The sequence below is a fragment of the Stenotrophomonas sp. YJH_SMC_110 genome (genome assembly GCF_059369255.1).
On the sequence record NZ_JCAFSM010000001.1, the window covers coordinates 447,028 to 470,505 of the forward strand.

The following is a 23,478-nucleotide window of genomic DNA, read 5'->3' on the forward strand; positions in this document are numbered from 1 at the left end:
CTCAGCGCCCGCGCTTGCCGAAGCGCACCGCGTCCAGCAGCACGAACACCAGCGGCCACAGGCCCATGCCCAGCAGCGGTGCCCACCAGTACGACCACGGCAGGGTCGGCTCATCCACCACGATGTGGACCAGCGCGCTGACGATACGGTCGTTGAACAGCAGGCCGCCGATGGCCAGCATCTGCTGGGACATCGGGAAGAAGCGGATGCGGGCGCGGAAGCGCTGCAGGATGAAGGCCAGCATCACCAGCCGCAGCGCCTGTTCGCCCAGCACGCCGCCGTACAGCAGGTCGGCAACCACGCCGCTGGCGAAGGCGATGCCCAGGCCGACGCGCTCGGGGGCTTCGATGACCCAGTACGCCAGCACCAGCGCCAGCCAGTACGGGCGCAGCGGCTGCAGCAGCGCCGGCAACGGCAGCAGGCCCAGCAGCAGCGCCACCACCAGGCTGGCCGGCAGCACCCACGGGTTGTCGCGCAGGCGGCTCATCGCTGGGCCTCCGGCGTGGTCGGTTGCCGGCCAGCGGCCGGCACTACCGTGGACCCGGCTGGGGTGGAGCCCCCCTCTTGTTGAGGGGGGCGCGCCAACGGCGCGGGGGTAAGGGAGGATGCGCGGGCCGGTTGCACCGAAGGTGCAGTCGGCTGAGGGGGGCGCGCCGAAGGCGCGGGGGTAAGGGAGGATGCGGGGGCAACAGTCCTCGTTTGCGACGAGGGCTGTTGCCGGCCAGCGGCCGGCACTACCGGGGAGCTGGCCGGAGCCGGCGTCGTTGCCGCTGGCGCGGCTCCCGCAGGCACGCTGGCGCCGGTGGCCGGCCCCCCCGGGGCGGTTTCTTCCAGCTGCAGGCGCAGTTCCGGCGGAATGCGGATCGCCGCGCCCGGGCGCAGCAGCAGCACGTCGCGGCCGCGGTCGAGCTGGGCCGCCGGCTTCAGTTCGCCGACCAGGAAGGCGTGGGTGTCGTCCGGGCGCAGGCCGGTGATGGTGCCGACCGGGAAGCCGGCCGGGAAGCGCCCGCCGAGGCCGGAGGTAACGATCTCATCGCCCACTTCCACGCCGGCGCTGAGCGGAATGTCGCGCAGCTCCAGCGTGTCGCCGCGGCCGTAGACGATCAGGCGCACGCCGTTGCGGGCCACGGTAACGGGCACCGCGTGGTCGGGGTCGGTCAGCAGCAGCACGGTGGAGGTGCCGCCGGTGACGCTGATCACCTGCCCCATCAAGCCGCCGGCATCGATCACCGCCTGGCCGACGTGCACGCCTTCGCGGGTGCCGGCGTCGAGCACCAGGCGCTGCTTCACCGGGTCCAGGTCGATGTCCAGGATCGGCGCCAGCTGCACGTCCAGGCCGCTGCGCTCGGCCACGTTCAGCAGTTCGCGCAGCTGGGCATTGTCCAGCGCGGCGGTCTGCAGGCGGGTCAGGCGCGCGTTGGCCAGCAGCAGCTGGTTGCGCAGTTCGCGATTCTCGGTCACCAGCTGGGTATGGCTGGCGGCGGAATCCTTGACCTGGTTGCCGAGCTTGCCGGGCAGGCCGGCCAGCGCCCATACCGGCTGCACCAGGCTGTTGGCCTGCTCGCGCAGGCGCGCCAGCCAGCCGGCCTGGTCATCGAGCACGATCAGGGTGATGGCCAACGCGAGATAGGCCAGCAACCGCAGGGGGCTGGCGGCATCACCGGATCGGGAGGCAACGGGAGGACCGGCGTAGGGCGGCACGGCAACGATTCAACTGGCAGAAGGCGAAAGGGAAACACGCGGGCGCCCCGCCGGTGCCGGCCCGCCATCACGGCGGGCCGCACCCCGGAAGGGCGCGGCGGGCAGGAACGGCCGGGACGGCTTATTCCGGCGCAAAGAACTCGTTGCCGTGCATGTCCACCAGCTCCAGCGCACGGCCGCCACCGCGGGCCACGCAGGTCAGCGGATCGTCGGCCACCTGCACGTGCAGGCCGGTTTCCTCGGAGATCAGGCGGTCCAGATCGCGCAGCAGGGCGCCACCACCGGTCAGCACGATGCCGCGCTCGGCGACGTCGGCGCACAGTTCCGGCGGGGTCTGCTCCAGCGCCAGCTTGACCGCGCTGACGATGCCCGACAGCGGCTCGTGCAGGGCCTCGAGCACCTCGTTGGAGCTGATCTTGATCATCTTCGGCACGCCCTCGGCGAGGTTGCGGCCAGAGATTTCCATCTCGATCACTTCCGCCTGCGGGTAGGCGCAGCCCAGCTCGACCTTGATGCGCTCGGCGGTGGCTTCACCGATCAGCATGCCGTGGTTGCGGCGCACGTAGTTGGTGATCGACTCGTCGAAGCGGTCGCCGCCGATGCGGACCGAGGCCGAATAGACGATGCCGTTGAGCGAGATCACCGCCACTTCGGTGGTGCCGCCGCCGATGTCGATGACCATCGAGCCACGGGCCTCGGTGACCGGCATGCCGGCGCCGATCGCGGCCGCCATCGGTTCTTCGATCAGGAACACGTCACGGGCACCGGCTTCCTCGGCCGATTCCTTGATCGCGCGGCGCTCGACCTGGGTCGAGCCGGCCGGCACGCAGACCAGCACGCGCGGGCTCGGGCGCAGCACGCGCGATTTGTGCACCTTCTTGATGAAGTGCTTGAGCATCGCCTCGGTGTAGGTGAAGTCGGCGATGACGCCGTCCTTCATCGGGCGGATGGTGGTGATGTGACCCGGGGTACGGCCCAGCATCTGCTTGGCTTCGGCGCCCACGGCTGCCACCGAGCGGGTGCCACCGATGGCACGGTCCTGGCGCACGGCCACGACCGACGGCTCGTTCAGCACGATCCCCTGCCCGCGCACGTAGATGAGGGTGTTGGCCGTGCCCAGGTCGATGGACAGGTCGTTGGAGAACATGCCACGGAGTTTCTTGAACATCTGAGGAAGGAGTCCTGAGGGGTGTCGTGCCCGCCGCGGGATGGCGAAAAAATGGGCAGAAATCGAGGCCGACAAGCCTAGCAACCCGCCTGCCGCCGAGCAAGGAAAAAACTAGCTGAACCCGCGTCTTCACAGGCTTTCGGCCTGATCGGGCATCACCCGGTTCTGGCCCTGAGCGGCACCAGCGGGTAACCTTTGCGCCGTCGGGCGCCCAAGGGCGCCGTTTGCTTGCCCGCTGAACCGGGCTGGCCCACCCCAAAATTCACCGCATAGGCTTACATCGATGTCCGCTCTGATCTGTGGTTCTCTTGCCTTCGACACCATCATGGTGTTTCCGGACCAGTTCAAGAATCACATCCTGCCGGACAAGGTGCACATCCTGAACGTGTCCTTCCTGGTGCCGCGCATGCGCCGCGAGTTCGGCGGCTGCGCCGGCAACATCGCCTACAACCTGCACCTGCTGGGCGGCCAGCCGATCCCGATGGGCACCGTGGGTTCGGACTTCGGCCCGTACCGCGAGTACTTCGAAGGCCTGGGCATCGACCTGTCGCGCGTGCGCGTGATCGATGAGCTGTTCACCCCGCAGGCGTTCATCACCACCGACCACGACAACAACCAGATCACCGCCTTCCACCCGGGTGCGATGATGCGTTCCTACGAGAACCATGTGCGCGGCGTGCCGGGCGTGACCCTGGGCCTGGTCGGCCCGGACGGCCGCGAAGGCATGATCCAGAACGCGCAGGAATTCCACGAGGACGGCATCCCGTTCATCTTCGACCCGGGCCAGGCCATGCCGCTGTTCAACGGCCCGGAGCTGCGCGCCTTCATCGACCAGGCCGACTACGTGGTGGTCAACGACTACGAGTCGAACCTGCTGCAGGAGCGCACCGGCTGGGACGAAAAGGAGATCGTCAGCCGGGTCAAGGCCTACATCACCACCCGCGGCCCGAAGGGCGCGGTCATCCACACCCCGGAAAAGAGCTACGACATCCCGCCGGCGCACGAGCGCCGCGTGGTCGACCCGACCGGCTGTGGCGACGCCTTCCGCGCCGGCCTGATCTACGGCATCCAGAAGGGCTACGACTGGCTGACCATCGGCCGCATGGGCAACCTGATGGGCGCACTGAAGGTCGAGCACCCGGGCACGCAGAACCAGCGCTTCACCTTCGATGAGTTCAACGAGCAGTTCAAGCAGCAGTTCGGTTACGCGCTGGGCGCGTAAACCGAACTGCCCGCGCATCGCTCGGTGGGTGTCGACCTGGGTCGACACTGCCGGCCGGCGGCCGGCACTACCGGAACTTCCGACCGACACGTTGCCTGCTCTCTGTAGAGCCGAGCCCATGCTCGGCTTGCGCGCGCCTGCGCGATCTGACCGCAGAGCAGCCGAGCGTGGGCTCGGCTCTACACGGTCATGCGGCCTGCCAGGCCGCCAACAGCGCGCGGCAATCGGCGAAATGCCAGTCGGCACGGCCGGGCCACGGGTTTTCCGGCAGGTTGACCAGTACGGTATGGGCGCCCGCGGCGCGGCCGCACTCCAGGTCGTAGGCGTGGTCGCCGACCATCACCGCCTCCCTCGCTGCAATGCCCCAGCGCCGCAGGTGCTGCTGCAGGCCATCCGGCGAGGGCTTGGGCACCGCTTCATCACGGCCGACGATGTCGGCATCATCGAACAGTTCCCCGACCCCGATCGCGTCCAGCGTCAGCTTCGCCAGCGCATGATCGTTGCGGGTCAGGATGCCCAGCCGGCAACCGTCGGCTGCCAGCGCACGCAGCAGCGTCACCGCACCCGGCGCCGGCAGCGCCTCCTCGGCCAGCACACGTTCGTGATCCAGCAGCCACTCACGCTTGGCCTGCGCCGGCGCATCCGGCAACGCTGCGATATGGTCCAGGATGTCCTCCTCGGCCGCGATCTGCAGCGCACGGCGGATCGCGGCGAAATCATGCACGGCGACGGTCAGCGTGCCATCCATGTCGAAGACCCAGTGCCGGATCGCGGACAACGCGTGCACTGCGCTGCCCGTCGCGATCATCACTGCCACCACTGCGGCATGCGACTGGCGTCGACACCGCCGGTCTCGAAGACGGCCGTACGCGTGCCGCCAGCCTTGACCGGGAACTCGATGCTGATCGACTTGCCCTTGCGCGCCAGCTTCCACAACGCCTTCTGGTCGGTGATGAACAGGGCGATGGCTTCATCGGTCTTCGGGCGCCAGGCCGCCATCGACACCGGCTTGCCATCGTCCACGGTCACCTTCACCGTGCACTGCGGGCAGCGGAAATCGCCGGCCTGCAGCACCAGGTAAGCGTGCCGCTTCCACTCCGGGTGATCGCGGAACACCAGCTGCACCGGCTTGGCGCCGCTGCCATCCACGTCCACCCGTTCCTTGCTGTAGATCTGCGCCGAAACCTGGTTGCCCTTGTTGCCCACCGGGATCTGGTTGTACTGCCACAGCGCCTGCATGCGGCGCAGGTCGCGCGCGGCATCGCCCTTGGCCTTGACCTCGTCGAAGCCCGCGGCGATGCGCTCGGCGGCGGCGGTGTCCTTGTACTGGTCCAGCAGCGAGGCGCCATGCAGGCGCGCGCGTTCCCAGTCCTGCGCGGCCACGGCCATGTCGTACTGCTTGGCCACGTCCTCGGCCTTGGCTTCCTTCTGCGCCTGCACGGCGGCCGCGGCGGCTTCCTGCGCCTTGCGCTCTTCCTCGGGGTTGCTGCAGGCGGCCAGGGCCAGGGTGCAGGCGGTGAGCAGGATCAGTCGTTTCATGGCGGAGGTCCTATGCGAGTGCATCCCGATTCTATCGGCAGCGAAAAGCGGATACAGCAACGGCGGGTTTCCCCGCCGTAGCTGGTGAAGCAGTGACCGGTTGCCGGCCAGCGGCCGGCACCACCGGTTACTTGGCTTCAGCCTTGGCCAGCATGTCCTGGACCGAGGCCGTGGTGATCGGGTGGTAGCCCGGCTTGGCCTTTTCAAAGGCCTGCTTGGCCAGCTCCAGCCCCTTCGGGGTCTTCACCAGTTCGGCGTAGATCGGCAGGATCAGCTTGCGACGGCCGACGCGCTCGATGAACGCGGCAGCACCTTCATTGGCCTGCTCGTAGCCGCTGCGGATCGCCAGCGGGTACCAGCGCATGGCGATCTCGCCATTCGGGGTGCCGGTGAAGTGGAACGCCTTGTCCAGCGTGGCCAGCTTGTCCAGCGGCTGGGTCGCACCCAGGCCGTCGATGAAGCGCACCCATTCCTGCGTGCTCCAGTCGGCGATGACCTGGCTGCTCGGCACGGTGCCGGCGCTGGCGAAGGCAATGCGCGCGGTATCGACGCTGCTGAAGTTGCGCGACTGCGCCTTGGCCGCGAACGCCGGAATGCCCGGCTCGTCCAGCCACGCCTTCAGTTCGGCCTCGGTCACTGCCGAGGGATTCTTCGGCAGCAGGTTCTTCTTCATGTACGCGACGAACTGGTCGGTGTTCGCGCTCTGGAAGGCATGGTCATCGAACCAGCCGCGCAGGAACGGATCGAAGGTCTCGCGGCCGAAGCGCTGCTCCAGGAATTCCAGGAACCACGAACCCTTGACGTAGGCGACCTGGCTGAGGGCTTCGTCGGGGTCACGCTCGTTCAGCGGCGGCAGCGCCAGCGCCTGGTCGGCCGGGCTCATGTCCTTCACTTCGGCCAGCAGGTCGGTCTGGTCGATCTGCTTCTCCATCTCGGCCATCTCCTTGCCGTACAGGGCTTCGGTGATGCGGCCCTGGACGTAGGTGGTGAAGCCTTCATTGAGCCAGATGTCCTTCCAGCTGGCGTTGGTCACCAGGTTGCCCGACCAGCTGTGCGCCAGTTCATGGGCGACCAGCGAGACCAGCGACTTGTCACCGACGATCACGGTCGGGGTGGCGAAGGTCAGGCGCGGATTCTCCATGCCGCCGAACGGGAACGACGGCGGCAGCACCAGCATGTCGTAGCGGCCCCAGCGGTATTCGCCGTAGAGCTTCTCGGCGGCACCGATCATCTTCTCGGTGTCTTCGAATTCCTTGGCGGCCTTGTTGACCATGGTCGGCTCGGCCCAGACGCCGGAGCGGCCGGAGATCGGCTCGAACACCAGGTCGCCGGCGGCGATGGCCAGCAGGTAGGACGGAATCGGCTGCGGCATCTTGAAGGTGTAGTCACCGTCACGCGCGGCCTTCGGATCGTTGTCGGCGCTCATCAGCACCATCACGTCCGGGCGCGAGACCACGTGCGCGCTGTAGGTGAAACGCACGCTCGGGGTGTCCTGCAGCGGCACCCAGGAGCGGGCGTGGATGGCCTGCGACTGGCTGAACATGAAGGGCAGCTTCTTGCCTTCGGTCATCGACGGCGCCAGCCACTGCAGGCCCGAGGCGGTCGGTGCGGTGTGGTAGGTCACTTCCACCTTGGCCGGCTGTTCCGGGGTCTCGATGGTCAGCTTGCTGCCGAACACCTTGTCGACCGGGGCCAGCGCGAACTGCAGCGGGCTGCGCGCGCCATCGGCACCGACGGCCTCGACCTTGGACACGGTCAGCTCGCGGGTGTCGAGCACCAGCTGCTTGGCGTCCTTCTGCTTCCATTCCAGGGTGTAGGTGGCGGTTCCGCCGATCTGCTTCTGGTCGAAGTCCAGCTTCAGATCCAGCGCGATGTCCTTGATGACGACCTTGTCCGGCTCGGCATACGAGCTTTCGTCGTGGCTGCGGTTCTCGGCGTTCACGGGGGCGGCGGGGGCCTTTGCGGCAGTCGGGGCGGCGGCGGGCGCGGCCGCCTCCTGGGAGCAGCCGGCGGCCAGGGCCACGGCCAGCGGAAGGAGCATCAGCGGGTTACGCATGAATCGGGACCGTTACGGGGATCAAACCCCAATGGTACCTCCCTCCGGCCGCGCAGGCGTTGCGCGGTGCGGGGTAATGCAGGCCGGGGCCGTTCCTGCGCCTCCGGCGCATGCCAACCAAGGTTGGCATCTACAGGTAGGTGCCAACCTTGGTTGGCATCTACAGGCAGGTGCCCACCTTGGTTGGCACGGATCCATCAACGCACGCGGCAGGCCCGTGCCGACCAAGGTCGGCACCTACCAGAGCGGATGACCGCAGCGGGCGAGTGCCAACCAAGTTGGCACCCACCAGAGCAGGGCTTACAGCTTGTAGCCGGAGTGGATCGAGACGATGCCGCCGGTCAGGTTCTTGTAGTGGCAGCGCTCGAAGCCGGCCTGCCCCATCATCGCCTTCAGTTCGTCCTGCGGCGGGTGCTTGCGGATGCTCTCGGCCAGGTACTGGTAGCTGTCCGAATCGTTGGCGAACAGCTTGCCCAGCTTGGGCAGGATCTTGAACGAGTGGAAGTCGTAGATCGGCTTGAACCAGTCCGCGGTGACTTCGGAGAATTCCAGTACGCGGGCCTGGCCGCCCACCTTCAGCACGCGGTACATCTCGCGCAGGCCAGCGTCCTTGTCGGTCACGTTGCGCAGGCCGAAGGCAATGGTGACCAGATCGAAGCTGTTGTCCGGGAACGGCAGGGCTTCGGCGTTGCACTGCACGTAGTCCAGGCCGAGCACGAGGCCGCGGTTGGTCAGGCGGTCACGGCCGACCGACAGCATGCCGGCGTTGATGTCGCCCAGCACCACCGAGCCCTCGGCGCCGACGCGCTCCTTCAGCAGGGCGGCGATGTCGCCGGTGCCGCCGGCCAGGTCGAGCACGCGGTCGCCCGGCTTCACCTGCGCGGTGGCCACGTAGTAGCGCTTCCACGCCCGGTGCACGCCCAGGCTCATCAGGTCGTTCATCAGGTCGTAGTTGCGCGCGACCGAGGTGAACACCTGGCCGACCAGCTTCTGCTTGTCCTTGGCGGCGACGTCGCGGAACCCGAAATGGGTGGTACCGGCTTTGTAGGGGGATTCGCTCATGGCCCCGATTATCGCACCGCCGGGGGCCAGCGGCACCCCCTGCCCGTATGATGGCGGGCCACGACTTACCGGAGCCCCGCATGATCACCACGCCCGACTACCAGGCCCTGCTGCAGACCGCCATCGCCGAAGCCCGCCAGGGCCTGGCCGAGGGCGGCGTGCCGATCGGCGCGGCGCTGTACCACAACGACGGCCGCCTGCTCGGCTGCGGCCACAACCGCCGCGTGCAGGAAGGCGACCCGTCGGTACATGGGGAAACCGACGCCTTCCGCAAGGCCGGCCGCCAGCGCCGTTACCAGGACACCATCATGGTCACCACCCTGGCCCCGTGCTGGTACTGCTCGGGCCTGGTGCGCCAGTTCAACATCGGCACCGTGGTGGTGGGCGAATCGCGCACCTTCCAGGGCGGCATCGACTGGCTGCGCGAAAACGGCGTCAACGTGATCGACCTGGACAACCAGGAATGCGTGGACCTGCTGGGCGATTTCATCAGCCGTCATCCCGACATCTGGAACGAGGACATCGGCGAATGAGCCACGCGCGCTCGTCTCTGCAACACATTTAATGAACGCTTCAGCGCCGGTGCGCCCTTGTGCCGGCGGCCTTTGCGGGCATCGGCGTGACCGCGCGCACAGTCAGCCAGGTCACGCGCACACATTGCGGTAACACCCCACGCGGCTGACACGCCTACGGTGGGTTCACCGGGGCACCCTTTCCCCGGCGGAGCCAGCCATGTGCGCGCACGCCGTACGCCCTACGACAGACCCGATCCTCGATCCGATCCGCGAACGCTTGCAGCAGCAATATGCGCTGCACCGGCGCGGCGCGCCGTTCTGGACTGCCTATCAGCACATGCAACTGGAGCTGGTCCGCCGCCACCCGCTCGACCACGAACGCCTGTGCAATGCGATGGCCACTCTGGCCGAAGACCTCGGTGCGGTCGAACATGCGCAGTTGATCGGCCATGCCAACGCAGGCTCCACATCCCGCTGACGCGGCATGCACCGCCATATACGCCACACTCGGATGAACCCCCACTCCCTTTCCACTCAACCGAACTGGATTGTCATGCACGCTGAAGTCCCCACCATTCCTCCGGTCATCAACGTTGACGCCGAGCTTGACCACTGGCGCCGCCAACATGCCGAAGGCGCACTGCCGCACAACTCGTTCGGCTCGTACGTGCCGTGGATCAAGTTCGCCTGTGATTCGCTGATCACCCAGCCGCGCGCCAGCGAGGCCGAACGTGACGAGATGTTCCAGACCCAATACGCCCTGCAGATCATGCCGCGGCTGAGCGAAGCCCAGGCCCGTGAGTTCGTCGACCGTTGCTGGCAGCACGTCTACCAGAGCAGCCCGGTGCGCAGCCTGCAGGCGCCACGACTGCAGCGCATGCGCGCCTGACCGCCGCTGCACAACCCCTGCACGGGCCACTGCCGATCATCCTCGTCACCTGAGTGGGACGACGACGATGAAAGCACGCAACCTGTTCAATACGATCGCCAAGAAGGCCGCGGCCGCCACCGGCTCGCCGTGGACCTTCCTGGCTGCAGTAGCGATCGTGGTGATCTGGGGCATCAGTGGCCCGGTGTTCGGTTTCAACGACACCTGGCAGCTGGTGATCAACACCGGCACCACCATCATCACCTTCCTGATGGTGTTCCTGATCCAGCACACGCAGAACGCGGATACTGCCGCGATGCAGATCAAGCTGGACGAGCTGATCCGGGCGACGGCCGAAGCCAACAACGAACTGTTGGATCTGGAAGAACTGGATGAAGCGCGCCTGGAAGAGATCCGCGCCGAGTACGAGCAGATGGCGCGCGAAGCCGGCGATGCGCTGGCGCGCGTTCGCGCCTGCCATGCGGCGCGGCGCGACGATGAAGCGGTATAGCAGGCCCCCGAATGACAATGCCGGCCAACGGCCGGCACTACCCTCGATCTCCAGGTAGGTGCCAACCTTGGTTGGCACGGATGCGTCAGCGCAGGCGGCTGGCCCTGTGCCAACCAAGGTTGGCACCTACCAGAAGCACTGCTTACCCGCGCTCGTGCCAGCCGCCGCCCAGCACCTTGTACAGGGTGATGCGGTTGGCCTGCTGCGCCAGCTGCGCCTGCAGCTGGGTCTGCTGCGCGTTGTAGGCGGTACGCCGCGCGTCAAGCAGGGTGACAAAGCTGTCCAGCCCCGCGTCGTAGCGTGCCTGCGACAGGCGATTGGCCTGTTCGGCCGCTTCCACCAGGCGCTGCTGTGAACTCACCTGCTCATCCAGGCTGACGTTCAACGCCAGCGCATCGGCCGTTTCGCGGAATCCCACCTGGATCGACTTCTCGTACTGCGCCAGTGCGATATCACGATCCGCGTTGGCGATGGCCAGGTTGGCGCGCAGCTTGCCGCCCTGGAAGATCGGCAGGGTGATCTTCGGCAGGAAGCTCCACACACGGGTGCCGCTGTCGAACAGGTTGGACAGTTCGCTGGAGCCGCTGCCGATGCTGCCGGTCAGCGAGATGCTCGGGAAGAACGCTGCGCGTGCCGCACCGATGTTGGCATTGGCGGCCAGCAGCTGGTGTTCGGCGGCCATGATGTCCGGGCGCTGCAGCAGCACGTCGCTGGGCAGGCCGGCCGGCGGCGGGGCCAGCGCCAGCAGCTGCGGTTCGATGCTGTCCGGCAGCAGTGCCGGATCGAGCTGGCCACCGGCCAGCAGCGCCAGTGCGTTGCGGTCCTGGGCCAGCTGGCCGCGCAGGCGCGCGGCATCGGTGCGTGCGGTCTCGACCAGGGTACGGGTCTGGGTCAGCTCCAGCGCCGAACTGCCGCCGCGTTCGTGGCGGGCCTCGGCCAGGCGCAGCGAATCCTCGTAGGTCTTCAGCGTGGCATCGGCGATCTTCAGCCGCTGCGCATCAGCCCCATAGGTCAGCCACGCGGTGGCGGTCTCGGCCACCAGGCTCAGCTGCGCGTTGCGGCGGTTGGCAGCCACGGCGAAGTACTGCTGCAGCGCCGCCTCGCTGAGGTTGCGCACGCGACCGAACAGGTCCAGCTCGAACTCGGCCACACCCACGCCCGCGCTGAACTGCTCGGTGACACCGGCATCGGTACCACGGCGGTCCATCTGGCCGGTCACGGCCACGCCGGGCACGCGATCGGCGCGCTGCACGCGGTACTGGCCACGCGCGCGCTCGACATTGAGCACGGCCACGCGCAGGTCGCGGTTGTTCTGCAGCGACTGCTCGATCACCTGCTGCAGGCGCGCATCGGTGAAGAAATCGCGCCAGCCGACGGCGGCGACATCGGCCACCTCGCCCTGCGCGGCCTCGGCCGGCCACTGCGCAGGAATCGCCGGAGCGACGGCGGTGTTCTTCGGCGCCAGGGTGGAGCAGCCGGCCAGCGCGAGCGTGGCGGCAATGGAGAGGAACAGGGATGCACTTTTCATGGGGATCACTTCCATCGGTACTGCCGGATGGCAGGAGGCAGTGCCGGCCAGCGGCCGGCACTACCGTTTCGATAACGCCAGCCTGAGGCCGGCATGACCGTTTCAGGTCACGTCGTGGATCTGCGCTTGAACACGCGCTGCACCACCACGAAGAACAGCGGCACGAAGAACACGCCGAGCACGGTGCCGACGATCATGCCGCCGAGCACGCCGGTGCCGATCGCCTGCTTGGCGCCGGAGCCGGCACCGGTGGAGATCGCCAGCGGTACCACGCCCATGCCGAAGGCCAGCGAGGTCATCACGATCGGGCGCAGGCGGTCGCGCACGGCGTGCATGATCGACTCGATCAGGCTGGCGCCCTTTTCCAGGTTTTCCTTGGCGAACTCGACGATCAGGATCGCGTTCTTGCTGGTCAGGCCCACCGTGGTCAGCATCGCCACCTGGAAGTAGATGTCGCGCTCCAGGCCCTTGAAGGTGTTGGCCAGCACCGCGCCGAGGATACCGAGCGGGGCCGCCAGCAGCACCGCGGTCGGCACGCTCCAGCTTTCATACATCGCGGCCAGGCACAGGAACACGATCATCAGCGACAGCGTATACAGCAGCGGCGTCTGCGAGCCGGCCTGGCGTTCCTGGTAGGACATCGCCGTCCATTCGATGCCGAAACCCGCCGGCAGCTGCTTGGCCAGCTGTTCGATCTCGGCCATGGCATCACCGGAGGCGACACCCGGGGCCGGTTCGCCCTGGATTTCCATTGCCGACACACCGTTGTAGCGTTCCAGGCGCGGCGAACCGTAGTCCCAGTGCTTGGTAGCGAAGGCGCTGAACGGCACCATCTCACCCTTGTCGTTCTTCACGGACCAGAGATCGAAGTCCTCCGGCACCATGCGGAACGCCTGGTCGGCCTGCACGAACACGCGCTTGACGCGGCCACGATCGACGAAGTCATCAATGTACGAGCTGCCCCACGCCGCGGCCAGCGTGCCGTTGATCTGATCGATCGACAGTCCCAGCGAGGTCGCCTTGGCCGCGTCGATGTCGATGCGGAACTGCGGCGTGTCTTCCTGGCCGTTCGGGCGTACGTTGGCCAGCTTCTTGCTGCCTGCGGCCAGGCCGAGCAGCTGGTTGCGCGCGGCCACCAGTGCCTCGTGGCCCTGGCCGCTGTTGTCCTTCAGGAAGAAGGTGTAGCCCGAGGCGGTCCCCAGCTCCGGAATGGCCGGCGGCGGGAAGGCGAAGATGAAGGCATCCTTGATCTGGCCCAGGGCCGCCATCGCACGGCCGGTGATCGGCATCACGCCATTGTCGGCGTCACGCTCGCTCCAGTCCTTCAGCTTGACGAACGCCATGCCCGCGTTCTGGCCCATGCCGGCGAAGCTGAAGCCCTGCACGGAGAACACCGAGTCCACCGCATCCTTCTCGTTCTGCAGGAAGTGGTTTTCCAGTGCCGCGATCGATTCCAGCGTGCGTTCCTGGGTGGCACCGACCGGCGCCTGCACCAGCGCCATCAGCACGCCCTGGTCTTCATTGGGCAGGAACGAGCTGGGCAGGCGCACGAACAGCACGCCCATCAGCACGAACAGCGCCGCCACGATGCCCATGAAGCGCCACGGACGGTGGATGATGCCGCGCACGCCGCGCTGGTAGCTTTCGCTGGTGCGGTCGAAGCCACGGTTGAAGCCATTGAAGAAGCGACCGGCCAGGCCACGGTGGGCGACGTGGTGCTCACCCTTCTTCAGCGGCTTGAGCATGGTCGCGCACAGTGCCGGGGTCAGCACGATCGCCACCAGCACCGACAACGCCATCGCAGAGACAATCGTGGCCGAGAACTGCCGATAGATCACGCCGGTGGAGCCGCTCATGAAGGCCATCGGCACGAACACCGCCGACAGCACCAGGCCGATACCCACCAGCGCACCGGTGATCTGGCCCATCGACTTGCGGGTCGCTTCGAGCGGCGACAGCCCTTCCTCGGACATGATGCGCTCGACGTTCTCCACCACCACGATGGCATCGTCCACCAGCAGGCCGATCGCCAGCACCATCGCGAACATGGTCAGCATGTTCACCGAGAAGCCCAGCATCGCCAGCACGCCGAAGGTACCCAGCAGCACCACCGGCACGGCGATGGTCGGGATCAGGGTGGCGCGGAAGTTCTGCAGGAACAGGTACATCACCACGAACACCAGCACGATCGCTTCGATCAGGGTCTGCACCACGCCCTTGATCGACACGCGCACGAACGGGGTGGTGTCGTACGGGATCTCGGCCTTCAGGCCGGCCGGGAAGAAGCCCTTCATGTCTTCCAGCGCGGCATCCACACCGGCCGCGGTATCCAGCGCGTTGGCGCCGGTGGCCAGGGTGACCGCTAGGCTACTGGCCGGCTGGCCGTTGTAGCGGGTGACGAAGTCGTAGGACTCGGCACCCAGCTCGACGCGGGCGACATCACCCAGGCGCAGCTCGGCACCGTCCTGCGCACCGCGCACGATGATGTTTCGGAACTGTTCCGGGGTCTGCAGGCGCGACTGCGCGTTGATGGTGGCGTTGAGCTGCTGGCCCTTCACCGACGGCGCACCGCCGAGCTGGCCAATCGCCACCTGGGCGTTCTGCGCCTTGATCGCGGCGGTCACTTCCGGCACCGACAGGCCGTAGGTATGCAGCTTGTTCGGGTCCAGCCAGATGCGCATGGCGTACTTGCCACCGAACACCTGGATGTTGCCCACGCCCGGCACGCGGCTCAGGCGGTCGACGACATTGGAACCGACGTAGTCGGCGATGTCGTTGGCGTCCATGCTGCCGTTCTCGGACACGAACGCGATGACGTTCAGGAAGCCCGAGCTGGACTTGGCCACGTTGATGCCCTGCCGCTGCACTTCCTGCGGCAGCAGCGGCATGGCCAGCTGCAGCTTGTTCTGCACCTGCACCTGGGCGATATCCGGGTTGGTGCCGCTCTCGAAGGTCAGGGTGATGGTGGCCTGGCCGTTGGACGAGCTGTTGGAGGAGAAGTAGATCAGGCCATCAAGGCCCTTCATGTTCTGCTCGATGATCTGCGTCACCGAGTCCTCGACCACCTTGGCCGATGCACCCGGGTAGGTAGCACTGATTTCCACCGCCGGCGGTGCGACGTTGGGGTACATCGAGACCGGCAGCTTGAACAGCGCCAGGCCGCCGGCGAGCATGATGATGATGGCGATCACCCACGCAAAGATGGGTCGATCGATGAAAAAGCGTGCCATGGGGTTCTCCGCTTACTTCGCGTCGCCGGCCGGGGCGGCAGGCTGGGCGGCTGCCGCCGGCTTGGCCGGTGCGTCGCCCTTCTCGGTGGCCTTGACCGGCATGCCGGGGCCGATCTTCTGCAGGCCTTCGACGATGACCTTGTCACCGGCCTTCAGGCCGTCCTCGACCAGCCACTTGTCGCCGACCGTGCGGCTGACCTTGACCGGGCGCACTTCGACCTTGTTGTCCTTGCCGACCACCATCGCGGTGGTGTCGCCCTTCGGATCGCGCGCGATGCCCTGCATCGGCACCAGCACCGCGTCGCTGCGCACGCCGCCGCCGATCACCGCACGCACGTACATGCCCGGCATCAGCAGGCCGTCCGGGTTGTCCACCTTCACGCGCAGGCCGAAGCTGCCGGTGGTCGGATCGACGCTGACTTCGGAGAACTCCAGCGTGCCCTTGTGCTCGAAGGTGCTGCCGTCTTCCATCAGGATGCTGACCGGCAGGGTCTGGTTGTCCTGCAGGCGGCCGGCGGCCAGTTCGCGGCGCAGCTGCAGCAGCTCGGCCGAGGACTGGGTCAGGTCGACATAGATCGGGTCCAGCTGCTGCACGGTGGCCAGTGCGTTGGCCTGGCCGGCGCTGACCAGCGCACCCTGGGTGACGCTGGACTTGCCGATGCGGCCGCTGATCGGCGCGGTGATGCGGGCGTAGCCCAAGGTGACGTTGGCCGCATCCAGCGAGGCCTTGGCGGCACCGACGTCGGCCTCGGCCTGCTTCTGCGCGGCGACGGCGTTTTCCAGGTCCTGCTGGCTGACCGCATCGACCTTGGCCAGCTCGGTGATGCGCTTGGCACTCAGGCGCGCGGCATTGGCGGTGGCTTCGGCGCGGGCCAGCTGGGCGCGGGCGTTGTTGGCCTGGGCCCGGTAGCTGGCATCGTCGAGCTGGTACAGCGGCTCGCCGGCCTTGACCATGCCGCCCTCGGTAAACAGGCGCTTGGCCACGATGCCATTGACCTGCGGGCGCACTTCGGCGACCAGGAAGGCATTGGTACGGCCCGGCAGTTCGCGGGTCAGGCCCACGGTCTCGGACTTCAGCGTGACCACGGTGACGTCACCCGGGCCCTGCTCGGGGGCCTGGGGTTGGCCGCCGCAGGCAGCCACGGTCGCGGCGATTGCCAGCGACAGTGCAAAGGGTCGGATTCGGCTCAGCAACATGACGGAAAGGCTCTTGGAGGAAGGAATCTCAGAGGGAGCTGATATCGATGGACATTCCCCTTCCGGTGAAAGCCCGCAGATCGCGCCCACCCGGGTGGAGTGGGCGCCGGACCGGCCTGCCACGCACACGACGGGAATGATGGGTGCGAAATATACATACATGCTTGTTTGTTTGTAAACCGGTACAATTCAGCCACGTTTCACCCGCACTCGTACCCACACCCATGGCCCGCAAGACCAAAGAGGACACCCAGGCAACCCGGGAAGGCATCCTTGACGCCGCCGAAGCCTGCTTCCATGAACACGGCGTGGCCCGTACCACGCTGGAGATGATCGGTGCCCGCGCCGGCTACACCCGTGGCGCGGTCTACTGGCACTTCAAGAACAAGAGCGAGGTGCTGGCCGCCATCGTCGAGCGCGTGCACCTGCCCTTCATGCAGGAACTGGAGCGCACCTCCACCGACCAGCGCGACACCCCGGTGCACGACCTGCGCGCGGTGATGATCCACTCGTTCATCGAGCTGTCCGAGGACGAGCGCCTGCGCAAGACCATGGAGATCATGCTGCGCAGCGATGCGTCGGCGGACACCAGGGTGCTGACCGAAATGCAGCAGGCCGGATTCCGCGATGCGCTGGACCGGATGGAGCGTGCCCTGCGCCGCGCCCGCGATCTGGGCCAGCTGCGCGAAGGCGCCGACCCGAAAATCGCCGCGCGCATGCTGCACGCCACCGTGCTGGGCGTGCTGCACGGCGCGATGGTCGAACCGGAACTGATGGACCTCAAGCGCGACGGCATGCTCGCGCTGGACATGACCCTGGCCGCCTACGTGAAGGATGGTGTGTTCGTTCCCGGCACCGTCCCCGAGCCGCTGCCCGAGGCGTGAACGAGGCTGCTCCCATCACTGCGGCACCCCCTGCAAGGGCAGATCGATGATCCTGGACAACGTGGTGTGGGGCTTCATCGGGTGTGGCAGCGTCACCGAGAAGAAGAGCGGGCCAGCCCTGGCCAACACGCCGGGCTCACGGGTAGTGGCGGTCATGCGCCGCAATGCCGCATTGGCCGAAGACTATGCACGCCGCCACGCGATTCCGCGCTGGTACGCGGACGCCGATGCACTCATCGCCGATCCGGAGGTGAACGCGGTCTACGTTGCAACACCGCCCTCCACGCACATGCACTACGCATTGCAGGCGATTGCTGCGGGCAAGCCGGTCTACATCGAAAAGCCGATGGCCATGGACCACGACGAGTGCCAGCGCATCATCGCGGCCAGCGCCCGCAGCGGCGTGCCCGTGTTCGTGGCCTACTACCGCCGTGCCCTGCCCCGCTTCGCACAGGTGAAGCAGCTGCTGGACGACGGCGCGATCGGCACAGTGCGCGCCGTGCGCGCCACCCTGCACCGGCCGCATTCAGTGGATGCCGCATCGCCTGACTTCTGGCGGACCAACCCCGCGATCGCCGGCGGCGGGCTGTTCGTCGACCTGGGCTCGCATACCCTGGACCTGCTCGACCATCTGCTGGGGCCGCTGAGCGATGTGCGTGGCCTGGCCAGCTCGTTGACCGGCGCCTACGCCGCCGAGGACAGCGTCTCGATGTGCTTCCGCACCGGGACGGGGACGCACGGCATCGCGCAATGGAGCTTCTGCGCGTTCCGCCGCCAGGATCAGATCGAGATCACCGGCGACCGTGGCCAGCTGCGCTTTGCCACCTTCGAGGACGTTCCGGTGGAGCTGGAAACCGAAGCGGGCGTGCAGGCCTTCGACATCCCGAACCCGTCGTCGATCCAGCAGCCGTTGATCGCCTCCCTCGTGGACGAACTGCGCGGCAACGGGCACTCGCCCTCGAACGGCATCAGCGCCGCCCGCACCAGTGCAGTGATCGACCAGGTGCTGCGGGACTACCGCACCCGGCAATCGCACTGACCGCACAGGAAAAAGGCCACCTTGCGGCGGCCTTTTCTGCTGCAGTGGGCGGGGTCAGCGCCCTCGCCACGGCGAGGGATCCGACCCCACCGGGCATTACAGGATGTAGCGGCTCAGGTCCGGGTCCTGCACCAGCTCACCCAGGTGCTTGTCAACGTAGGCGCTGTCGATGGCCAGGGTTTCGCCGTCGCGGTCCGGTGCCTCGTAGCTGAGCGAATCCAGCAGGCGCTCCAGCACCGTATGCAGGCGACGCGCGCCGATGTTTTCCTGGCGTTCGTTCACCTGGAAAGCGATCTCGGCCAGACGATCAATGGCATCGGCAGTGAAGCTGACCTTGACGCCTTCGGTGGCCAGCAGTGCTTCGTACTGCTTGGTCAGCGCGGCCTTCGGTTCGGTCAGGATGCGCACGAAATCGTTCTTGCTCAGCGCACCCAGCTCCACGCGGATCGGGAAGCGGCCCTGCAGCTCCGGAATCAGGTCGCTGGGCTTGGCCAGGTGGAACGCGCCCGACGCGATGAACAGGATGTGGTCGGTCTTGATCGTGCCGTACTTGGTGGACACGTTGGAGCCTTCCACCAGCGGCAGCAGGTCGCGCTGCACGCCTTCGCGCGACACGTCACCACCACCCACGTTGTCGCCACGCTTGGCGACCTTGTCGATCTCGTCGATGAAGACGATGCCGTGCTGCTCGCAGGCCTCGATCGCGGCGGTGCGGATGTCGTCCTCGTTGACCAGCTTGCCCGCTTCTTCCTCGATCAGCAGCGGGCGCGCGGCCTTGATGGTCAGCGTGCGCTTGTGCGCCTTGGCGCCGCCGCCGAGGTTGGCGAACATCGACTTCAGCTGCTGGCCCATTTCCTCCATGCCCGGCGGGGTCATGATGTCCATGCTGACGTTTGCGGCAAGGTCGAGTTCGATCTCGCGCTCGTCCAGCTCACCGTTGCGCAGCATCTTGCGGAACTTGATGCGGGTCTCGTTGTCCTGCGCCGACGGCTCGTTGCGGGCGACTTCCGGATCGAAGCCGATGCCACCGCTGCGGCGCGGCAGCAGCGCATCCAGGATGCGGTCTTCGGCACGCTCTTCGGCCTGGGTGCGTACGCGCACCTTGGCCTGTTCGCGATAGAGCTTGACCGCGGTATCGGCCAGGTCGCGGATGATCTGCTCGACGTCCTTGCCGACGTAGCCGACTTCGGTGAAGCGGGTGGCTTCGACCTTCACGAACGGTGCGTTGGCCAGCGTGGCCAGGCGACGCGCGATCTCGGTCTTGCCGACGCCGGTCGGGCCGATCATCAGGATGTTCTTCGGCATCACTTCATTGCGCAGCTCGGGCACCAGCTGCATGCGGCGCCAGCGGTTGCGCAGGGCGATGGCCACGGCGCGCTTGGCGTCGTGCTGGCCGACGATGTGCCGGTCCAGTTCCTGCACGATCTCGCGCGGGGTCATGGTGGCGGAGGAAACTTCGATCTTCGACATGGATGTGCTCACGGATTCTTTGTCGGTAGTGCCGGCCGCTGGCCGGCAACCAGGCACGCGTGCGGGGGATCATGAGGTTGCCGGCCAGCGCCCGACGCTACCCTCACAGCTCCTCGACCACCACGTTGCGGTTGGTGTAGATGCAGATGTCGCCGGCGATGCCGATCGCTTCGCTGGCGATGGTGCGCGCATCCAGTTCGGTGTGCGCCATCAAGGCGCGTGCGGCCGACAGTGCATACGAGCCACCCGAGCCGATGGCGATGATGCCGTCCTCCGGCTCGATCACATCGCCGGTGCCGCTGATGATCAGCGAGGTTTCCTTGTCGGCCACCGCCAACAGGGCTTCCAGCTTGCCGAGGCGGCGCTCGGTGCGCCAATCCTTGGCCAGTTCGACCGCAGCACGCTGCAGCTGGCCATGCTTTTCCAGCTTGGCCTCGAACAGCTCGAACAGAGTGAAGGCATCGGCGGCGGCACCGGCGAAGCCGGCCAGTACCTGGCCATCACGGCCGAGGCGGCGCACCTTGCGCGCGTTGCCCTTCATCACGGTGTGGCCCAGCGTGACCTGGCCGTCGCCGGCAATGGCCACGTGCTCGCCGCGACGGACGCAGACGATGGTGGTGGCGTGGAAAACGTTGGGGTTCTGACTGGGGTCCATGATGCCTCCGGGGTGACAGAACCAGAGGTGGGGACTGCGCTGCGCCCTTCAAGCCACCCGCGACCGGCTGCCGCAGGGGCAACGTTCAGCTTTCTCCGCTGCCCTCGTTGCTGCGTCGACGCTTCGCGCGCGGATGCGCGGCGTCGTAGACCTTGGCCAGGTGCTGGAAATCGAGGTGGGTATAGATCTGCGTGGTGGCGATGTCGGCGTGGCCCAGCAGCTCCTGCACACCGCGCAGGTCGCCGGACGATTCCAGGATGTGGCTGGCGAAACTGTGCCGCAGCATGTGCGGATGCACGTGCTTGAACAGGCCCTGGCGCTGCGCCAGCTGGCGGATGCGGATCTGCACCGCGCGCTGGCTGATCGGCCCGTTGCGGCCGGGGAACACCGGCGAGGCCGGGCCGCCCCCACTTTCCGTGCGCCACGCCTGCAGCGCTTCGCGCGCCGGCCGGCCGAACGGCACCCGGCGCTGGCGGTTGCCCTTGCCCAGCACGTTCACCAACCCGCTGTCGAAATCCAGATCGCGCCAGGTCAGCGCGCAGACTTCGCTCAGGCGCAGGCCAGAGGAATAGAACAGTTCCAGCAGCGCGCGGTCACGGCGGCCGAGCTCACCCTCCGGCTCCAGCTCGACCAGCTGCACCGCCTCATCGGCGTCGAGGACCTGTGGCAAGCGGCGCGGTGCGCGCGGTGCCTTCAGCGTCGCTGCCGGGCTGACCTCGATACGCCCGTGCTTGAGCAGCCAGGCATAGAAGCTTCGGCAGGCCGACAGGCGGCGCTGCAGGCTCTTGGCCGACAGGCCACGCCGGTGCTCGTCGGCAACGAACTGGCGCACGGCCTCGGCATCCAGTGCCTCCACCGCCACGCCACGCGGCTCGGCCCAGGCCGACAGCGCGTCCAGGTCGCGGCGGTAGGCGTCGAGCGTATGCGCCGACATCCGCCGCTCCACCTGCAGGTGCTGCAGGAAGGCCTGTACCGCGCTCATCGTCGTCGCAACCTGCTCAGCCCGGGAAGCGCTTCAGGCCAGTGACCAGCGCGTCGCCCATCATGCGCAGGAACAACGTCCCCATGCCCGGGTAGAAGCGGTTCGGGTCGTGGCTGCCGACCGCGATCAGGCCCACGCCCGGTAGCGGCAGCAGCGCGGTGGTCTGCACTTCCTCGCTGCGCACGCCGTACAGCACGGCATTCTTTTCCGGCTGCAGGCGGCCGCAGATCGGCTCGCCATCGTTCAGGCAATCGCGGAACGGGCCCAGCTGCGGATCATCCGCGGCAATCACCCGCAGCCAGTCGGCCTGTTCCAGCCCGGCCACTGGCGTGTGCACCACCAGCCGCACCAGGTCGCCGGCGAAGTCTTCCTGCAGCGAGGCGGCCATCGCGCGCAGGGTGTCAGCCGCGTTGTCCTGCTTCATCAGCGCCAGGGTCAGCTGGTGCGTGCGCACCGCCAGCCGCTCATTGACCTGGGCGGTCGCGCCCAGATCGGCCAACCGTCGTGCCAGCTCGCGGTTCTTCTCGCGCAGCACTTCCAGCTGGTAGCTGGCCAGCGACGCGGTCGGGCCGTCGTCACGCGGCACCACCAGGGTCAGGGCCAGGTCCGGGAACTGCTTGAGGAAGCCGGGATGACGCCGCAACCAGGCAGCGACTTCATGGGCCCCGAGCTTGTCGACGGTTTCGGTCATGCGATCCACTCCCCTTCGAAGACGAATGCGGTCGGGCCCGCCATCACCACCGGCTGGCCATCGCCCGGCCACTGGATGCGCAGGTCGCCACCGGGCAGGCTGATGCGGGCATCGCGCTGCAGGCGACCGCGCTGCATCAGGGTCACCGCGGCGGCACAGGCACCACTGCCGCAGGCCAGGGTCTCGCCGACACCGCGCTCGAACACGCGCAGGCGGGCGTGGGCCGGGCTCATCACCTGGGCGAAGCCCACGTTCACCGAGCGCGGGAACGACGCATGCTGCTGCAGCAGCGCACCGACGCGCTCGACCGGTGCAGCATCGACCAGGCCCACTTCGATCACCGCATGCGGGTTGCCCATCGACACCGCGGCGAAGCGTACGCTCTCGCCCTGCAGCGGCAGCAGGTATTCCTCGCGCGCGTGCGCAAAGCCCATCAGCGGCACGTTGGCCGGCTCGAAGGCGGGCACGCCCATCGTCACCGCAAACTGCCCTTCGCCCAGCACCTTCACTTCATGGCTGGCCAGCGGGCTGTCGATGACGAATGCACCGCCCTGCGCACTGCCCTCGCGCACCAGCCAGGCGGCGATGCAGCGCGCGCCGTTGCCGCACTGCTCGGAATTGGAGCCGTCGGCATTCCAGATGCGGTACGAGGCCACCGAACCGTCCGCACGCGGTGCCTCGATGGTCAGGATCTGGTCGCAGCCAACGCCGGTGTGGCGGTCGGCCAGGCGCGCGGCCAGCTCGGGCGTGGGCGGTGCGGTGCCGTCACGCAGGTCGATCACTACGAAATCATTGCCCGCGCCATGCATCTTGCTGAAACGCAGGGCCCTGGAACCGGCCTTACTCATTCCCGCTGCCCGCCTTCTTCGCGGGCGTTGGCGCCGGCTGGGTGGCCGGTGCGGCCGGCTCCACGGTCGTGGCCGGGGTGCCGCTGCCCTGGGTCTGCGGCGCGGTCGCCTCGGTGGCGGGCTCGGCAGCGGGTTCGACGGTTTCTTCCACCGGCACCGGCTTCTGCGGCAGTACCAGCGGTCCCTTGTTGCCGCAGGCGGCGAGGAGCAGCAGCGAGGCCGCTGCCAGCGGAATCAGGATGGCGTTTCGATGGGGGATCTTCATGCCCCGAGTATAGCCATTGGCGGCTGAGCGGTTGGTGCAGGGAATCG

23 protein-coding genes are annotated in these 23,478 nt (G+C 67.4%); 7 read left to right on the plus strand and 16 right to left on the minus strand.

What is annotated here, in order from left to right; genetic code table 11:
- Position 1: 1 nt before the first annotated feature.
- From mreD to AC5P6H_RS01915, 3 genes are all read right to left on the minus strand, one after another.
- Positions 2–487: a rod shape-determining protein MreD gene (mreD, locus tag AC5P6H_RS01905; RefSeq protein WP_005419400.1), complete on the minus strand. Its 486-nt coding sequence runs from the start codon at positions 485–487 to the stop codon at positions 2–4.
- On the minus strand, positions 484–1,701 hold the full coding sequence (gene mreC, locus AC5P6H_RS01910) for a rod shape-determining protein MreC (RefSeq protein ID WP_053496213.1): 1,218 nt from the start codon (positions 1,699–1,701) through the stop codon (positions 484–486). The genes mreD and mreC overlap by 4 nt, the downstream gene beginning before the upstream one ends.
- 121 nt (positions 1,702–1,822) lie before the next feature.
- The gene (locus AC5P6H_RS01915; protein WP_005419402.1) at positions 1,823–2,869 is read right to left on the minus strand and encodes a rod shape-determining protein; all 1,047 of its coding nucleotides are present in this window, start codon (positions 2,867–2,869) and stop codon (positions 1,823–1,825) included.
- Positions 2,870–3,152: 283 nt separating this feature from the next.
- Here AC5P6H_RS01915 and AC5P6H_RS01920 point away from each other — a divergent pair, with 283 nt between their 5' ends.
- Positions 3,153–4,091, plus strand: coding sequence for a carbohydrate kinase family protein (locus tag AC5P6H_RS01920; protein ID WP_005411078.1), 939 nt, complete (start codon positions 3,153–3,155; stop codon positions 4,089–4,091).
- Positions 4,092–4,278: 187 nt separating this feature from the next.
- Here AC5P6H_RS01920 and AC5P6H_RS01925 read toward each other — a convergent pair whose 3' ends face one another.
- The 4 genes from AC5P6H_RS01925 to ubiE form a co-directional block, all read right to left on the minus strand.
- A complete protein-coding gene (locus AC5P6H_RS01925) occupies positions 4,279–4,899 on the minus strand; it encodes an HAD family hydrolase (protein WP_049406055.1) in 621 nt (206 codons plus the stop codon).
- Positions 4,899–5,630 carry a hypothetical protein gene (locus AC5P6H_RS01930; protein ID WP_008265071.1) on the minus strand — a complete coding sequence of 244 codons (732 nt, stop codon included), beginning with the start codon at positions 5,628–5,630 and terminating at the stop codon, positions 4,899–4,901. Before AC5P6H_RS01930 ends, AC5P6H_RS01925 begins: the two co-directional genes overlap by 1 nt.
- 127 nt (positions 5,631–5,757) lie before the next feature.
- Positions 5,758–7,686, minus strand: coding sequence for a M1 family metallopeptidase (locus AC5P6H_RS01935; RefSeq protein WP_495202273.1), 1,929 nt, complete (start codon positions 7,684–7,686; stop codon positions 5,758–5,760).
- A gap of 300 nt (positions 7,687–7,986) precedes the next feature.
- Entirely contained in the window at positions 7,987–8,748 is a 762-nt protein-coding gene (gene ubiE / locus AC5P6H_RS01940; protein ID WP_005411082.1) for a bifunctional demethylmenaquinone methyltransferase/2-methoxy-6-polyprenyl-1,4-benzoquinol methylase UbiE, read from the minus strand.
- Positions 8,749–8,828: 80 nt separating this feature from the next.
- Between ubiE and AC5P6H_RS01945 the strand changes: the two genes are divergently transcribed.
- The 4 genes from AC5P6H_RS01945 (at position 8,829) to AC5P6H_RS01960 (ending at position 10,642) form a co-directional block, all read left to right on the plus strand.
- Positions 8,829–9,281: a nucleoside deaminase gene (locus AC5P6H_RS01945; protein WP_005419409.1), complete on the plus strand. Its 453-nt coding sequence runs from the start codon at positions 8,829–8,831 to the stop codon at positions 9,279–9,281.
- A 199-nt stretch (positions 9,282–9,480) separates the two neighbouring features.
- Complete coding sequence (locus AC5P6H_RS01950; protein WP_014648454.1) at positions 9,481–9,741, plus strand: hypothetical protein; 261 nt, start codon at positions 9,481–9,483, stop codon at positions 9,739–9,741.
- Positions 9,742–9,816: 75 nt separating this feature from the next.
- Positions 9,817–10,152, plus strand: coding sequence for a hypothetical protein (locus AC5P6H_RS01955; protein WP_005411085.1), 336 nt, complete (start codon positions 9,817–9,819; stop codon positions 10,150–10,152).
- A gap of 67 nt (positions 10,153–10,219) precedes the next feature.
- Entirely contained in the window at positions 10,220–10,642 is a 423-nt protein-coding gene (locus AC5P6H_RS01960; RefSeq protein WP_032961193.1) for a low affinity iron permease family protein, read from the plus strand.
- 142 nt (positions 10,643–10,784) lie between these two features.
- Here the strand turns inward: AC5P6H_RS01960 and smeF are convergent, their stop codons facing one another.
- The 3 genes from smeF to smeD form a co-directional block, all read right to left on the minus strand.
- Entirely contained in the window at positions 10,785–12,185 is a 1,401-nt protein-coding gene (gene smeF / locus AC5P6H_RS01965) for a multidrug efflux RND transporter outer membrane subunit SmeF (RefSeq protein ID WP_115444190.1), read from the minus strand.
- 92 nt (positions 12,186–12,277) lie between these two features.
- Positions 12,278–15,400 carry a multidrug efflux RND transporter permease subunit SmeE gene (gene smeE, locus AC5P6H_RS01970; RefSeq protein ID WP_495202274.1) on the minus strand — a complete coding sequence of 1,041 codons (3,123 nt, stop codon included), beginning with the start codon at positions 15,398–15,400 and terminating at the stop codon, positions 12,278–12,280.
- A 12-nt stretch (positions 15,401–15,412) separates the two neighbouring features.
- Positions 15,413–16,597, minus strand: coding sequence for a multidrug efflux RND transporter periplasmic adaptor subunit SmeD (gene smeD / locus AC5P6H_RS01975; protein ID WP_014648458.1), 1,185 nt, complete (start codon positions 16,595–16,597; stop codon positions 15,413–15,415).
- Positions 16,598–16,821: 224 nt separating this feature from the next.
- Here smeD and smeT point away from each other — a divergent pair, with 224 nt between their 5' ends.
- Both smeT and AC5P6H_RS01985 read left to right on the plus strand, forming a co-directional pair.
- Entirely contained in the window at positions 16,822–17,481 is a 660-nt protein-coding gene (gene smeT, locus AC5P6H_RS01980; RefSeq protein ID WP_032961200.1) for an efflux transporter SmeDEF transcriptional repressor SmeT, read from the plus strand.
- 46 nt (positions 17,482–17,527) lie between these two features.
- Positions 17,528–18,520 carry a Gfo/Idh/MocA family protein gene (locus tag AC5P6H_RS01985; RefSeq protein WP_014648460.1) on the plus strand — a complete coding sequence of 331 codons (993 nt, stop codon included), beginning with the start codon at positions 17,528–17,530 and terminating at the stop codon, positions 18,518–18,520.
- Between the two features lie 96 nt (positions 18,521–18,616).
- On the opposite strand, the gene hslU is transcribed toward AC5P6H_RS01985, so the two are convergent.
- The 6 genes from hslU to lptM form a co-directional block, all read right to left on the minus strand.
- Complete coding sequence (hslU, locus tag AC5P6H_RS01990; protein ID WP_014648461.1) at positions 18,617–19,990, minus strand: ATP-dependent protease ATPase subunit HslU; 1,374 nt, start codon at positions 19,988–19,990, stop codon at positions 18,617–18,619.
- 103 nt (positions 19,991–20,093) lie between these two features.
- Positions 20,094–20,645, minus strand: a complete 552-nt coding sequence (gene hslV / locus AC5P6H_RS01995; protein WP_005411093.1) for an ATP-dependent protease subunit HslV — start codon at positions 20,643–20,645, stop codon at positions 20,094–20,096.
- An 85-nt stretch (positions 20,646–20,730) separates the two neighbouring features.
- Positions 20,731–21,627: a tyrosine recombinase XerC gene (gene xerC, locus AC5P6H_RS02000; protein WP_046432594.1), complete on the minus strand. Its 897-nt coding sequence runs from the start codon at positions 21,625–21,627 to the stop codon at positions 20,731–20,733.
- A 16-nt stretch (positions 21,628–21,643) separates the two neighbouring features.
- Positions 21,644–22,318: a DUF484 family protein gene (locus tag AC5P6H_RS02005; protein WP_046432597.1), complete on the minus strand. Its 675-nt coding sequence runs from the start codon at positions 22,316–22,318 to the stop codon at positions 21,644–21,646.
- Positions 22,315–23,166 (minus strand): diaminopimelate epimerase, encoded by an 852-nt coding sequence (gene dapF, locus AC5P6H_RS02010; RefSeq protein WP_049439987.1) that lies wholly within the window; start codon positions 23,164–23,166, stop codon positions 22,315–22,317. Before dapF ends, AC5P6H_RS02005 begins: the two co-directional genes overlap by 4 nt.
- On the minus strand, positions 23,159–23,431 hold the full coding sequence (gene lptM / locus AC5P6H_RS02015; RefSeq protein WP_014648465.1) for an LPS translocon maturation chaperone LptM: 273 nt from the start codon (positions 23,429–23,431) through the stop codon (positions 23,159–23,161). Before lptM ends, dapF begins: the two co-directional genes overlap by 8 nt.
- Positions 23,432–23,478: the final 47 nt, after the last annotated feature.

What these genes read in the sequence shown, in the direction of transcription:
- smeF (WP_115444190.1), bottom strand. Translation starts at nt 12,185, where the DNA reads ATGGAAGTGATCCCCATGAAAAGTGCATCCCTGTTCCTCTCCATTGCC.
- smeD (WP_014648458.1), bottom strand. Translation starts at nt 16,597, where the DNA reads ATGTTGCTGAGCCGAATCCGACCCTTTGCACTGTCGCTGGCAATCGCC.
- AC5P6H_RS01950 (WP_014648454.1), top strand. Translation starts at nt 9,481, where the DNA reads ATGTGCGCGCACGCCGTACGCCCTACGACAGACCCGATCCTCGATCCG.
- AC5P6H_RS01920 (WP_005411078.1), top strand. Translation starts at nt 3,153, where the DNA reads ATGTCCGCTCTGATCTGTGGTTCTCTTGCCTTCGACACCATCATGGTG.
- hslV (WP_005411093.1), bottom strand. Translation starts at nt 20,645, where the DNA reads ATGGACCCCAGTCAGAACCCCAACGTTTTCCACGCCACCACCATCGTC.
- AC5P6H_RS01960 (WP_032961193.1), top strand. Translation starts at nt 10,220, where the DNA reads ATGAAAGCACGCAACCTGTTCAATACGATCGCCAAGAAGGCCGCGGCC.
- smeT (WP_032961200.1), top strand. Translation starts at nt 16,822, where the DNA reads ATGGCCCGCAAGACCAAAGAGGACACCCAGGCAACCCGGGAAGGCATC.
- AC5P6H_RS01925 (WP_049406055.1), bottom strand. Translation starts at nt 4,899, where the DNA reads ATGATCGCGACGGGCAGCGCAGTGCACGCGTTGTCCGCGATCCGGCAC.
- lptM (WP_014648465.1), bottom strand. Translation starts at nt 23,431, where the DNA reads ATGAAGATCCCCCATCGAAACGCCATCCTGATTCCGCTGGCAGCGGCC.
- smeE (WP_495202274.1), bottom strand. Translation starts at nt 15,400, where the DNA reads ATGGCACGCTTTTTCATCGATCGACCCATCTTTGCGTGGGTGATCGCC.
- AC5P6H_RS01930 (WP_008265071.1), bottom strand. Translation starts at nt 5,630, where the DNA reads ATGAAACGACTGATCCTGCTCACCGCCTGCACCCTGGCCCTGGCCGCC.
- AC5P6H_RS01935 (WP_495202273.1), bottom strand. Translation starts at nt 7,686, where the DNA reads ATGCGTAACCCGCTGATGCTCCTTCCGCTGGCCGTGGCCCTGGCCGCC.
- AC5P6H_RS01985 (WP_014648460.1), top strand. Translation starts at nt 17,528, where the DNA reads ATGATCCTGGACAACGTGGTGTGGGGCTTCATCGGGTGTGGCAGCGTC.
- AC5P6H_RS02005 (WP_046432597.1), bottom strand. Translation starts at nt 22,318, where the DNA reads ATGACCGAAACCGTCGACAAGCTCGGGGCCCATGAAGTCGCTGCCTGG.
- xerC (WP_046432594.1), bottom strand. Translation starts at nt 21,627, where the DNA reads ATGAGCGCGGTACAGGCCTTCCTGCAGCACCTGCAGGTGGAGCGGCGG.
- AC5P6H_RS01955 (WP_005411085.1), top strand. Translation starts at nt 9,817, where the DNA reads ATGCACGCTGAAGTCCCCACCATTCCTCCGGTCATCAACGTTGACGCC.
- AC5P6H_RS01945 (WP_005419409.1), top strand. Translation starts at nt 8,829, where the DNA reads ATGATCACCACGCCCGACTACCAGGCCCTGCTGCAGACCGCCATCGCC.
- mreD (WP_005419400.1), bottom strand. Translation starts at nt 487, where the DNA reads ATGAGCCGCCTGCGCGACAACCCGTGGGTGCTGCCGGCCAGCCTGGTG.
- dapF (WP_049439987.1), bottom strand. Translation starts at nt 23,166, where the DNA reads ATGAGTAAGGCCGGTTCCAGGGCCCTGCGTTTCAGCAAGATGCATGGC.
- ubiE (WP_005411082.1), bottom strand. Translation starts at nt 8,748, where the DNA reads ATGAGCGAATCCCCCTACAAAGCCGGTACCACCCATTTCGGGTTCCGC.
- AC5P6H_RS01915 (WP_005419402.1), bottom strand. Translation starts at nt 2,869, where the DNA reads ATGTTCAAGAAACTCCGTGGCATGTTCTCCAACGACCTGTCCATCGAC.
- hslU (WP_014648461.1), bottom strand. Translation starts at nt 19,990, where the DNA reads ATGTCGAAGATCGAAGTTTCCTCCGCCACCATGACCCCGCGCGAGATC.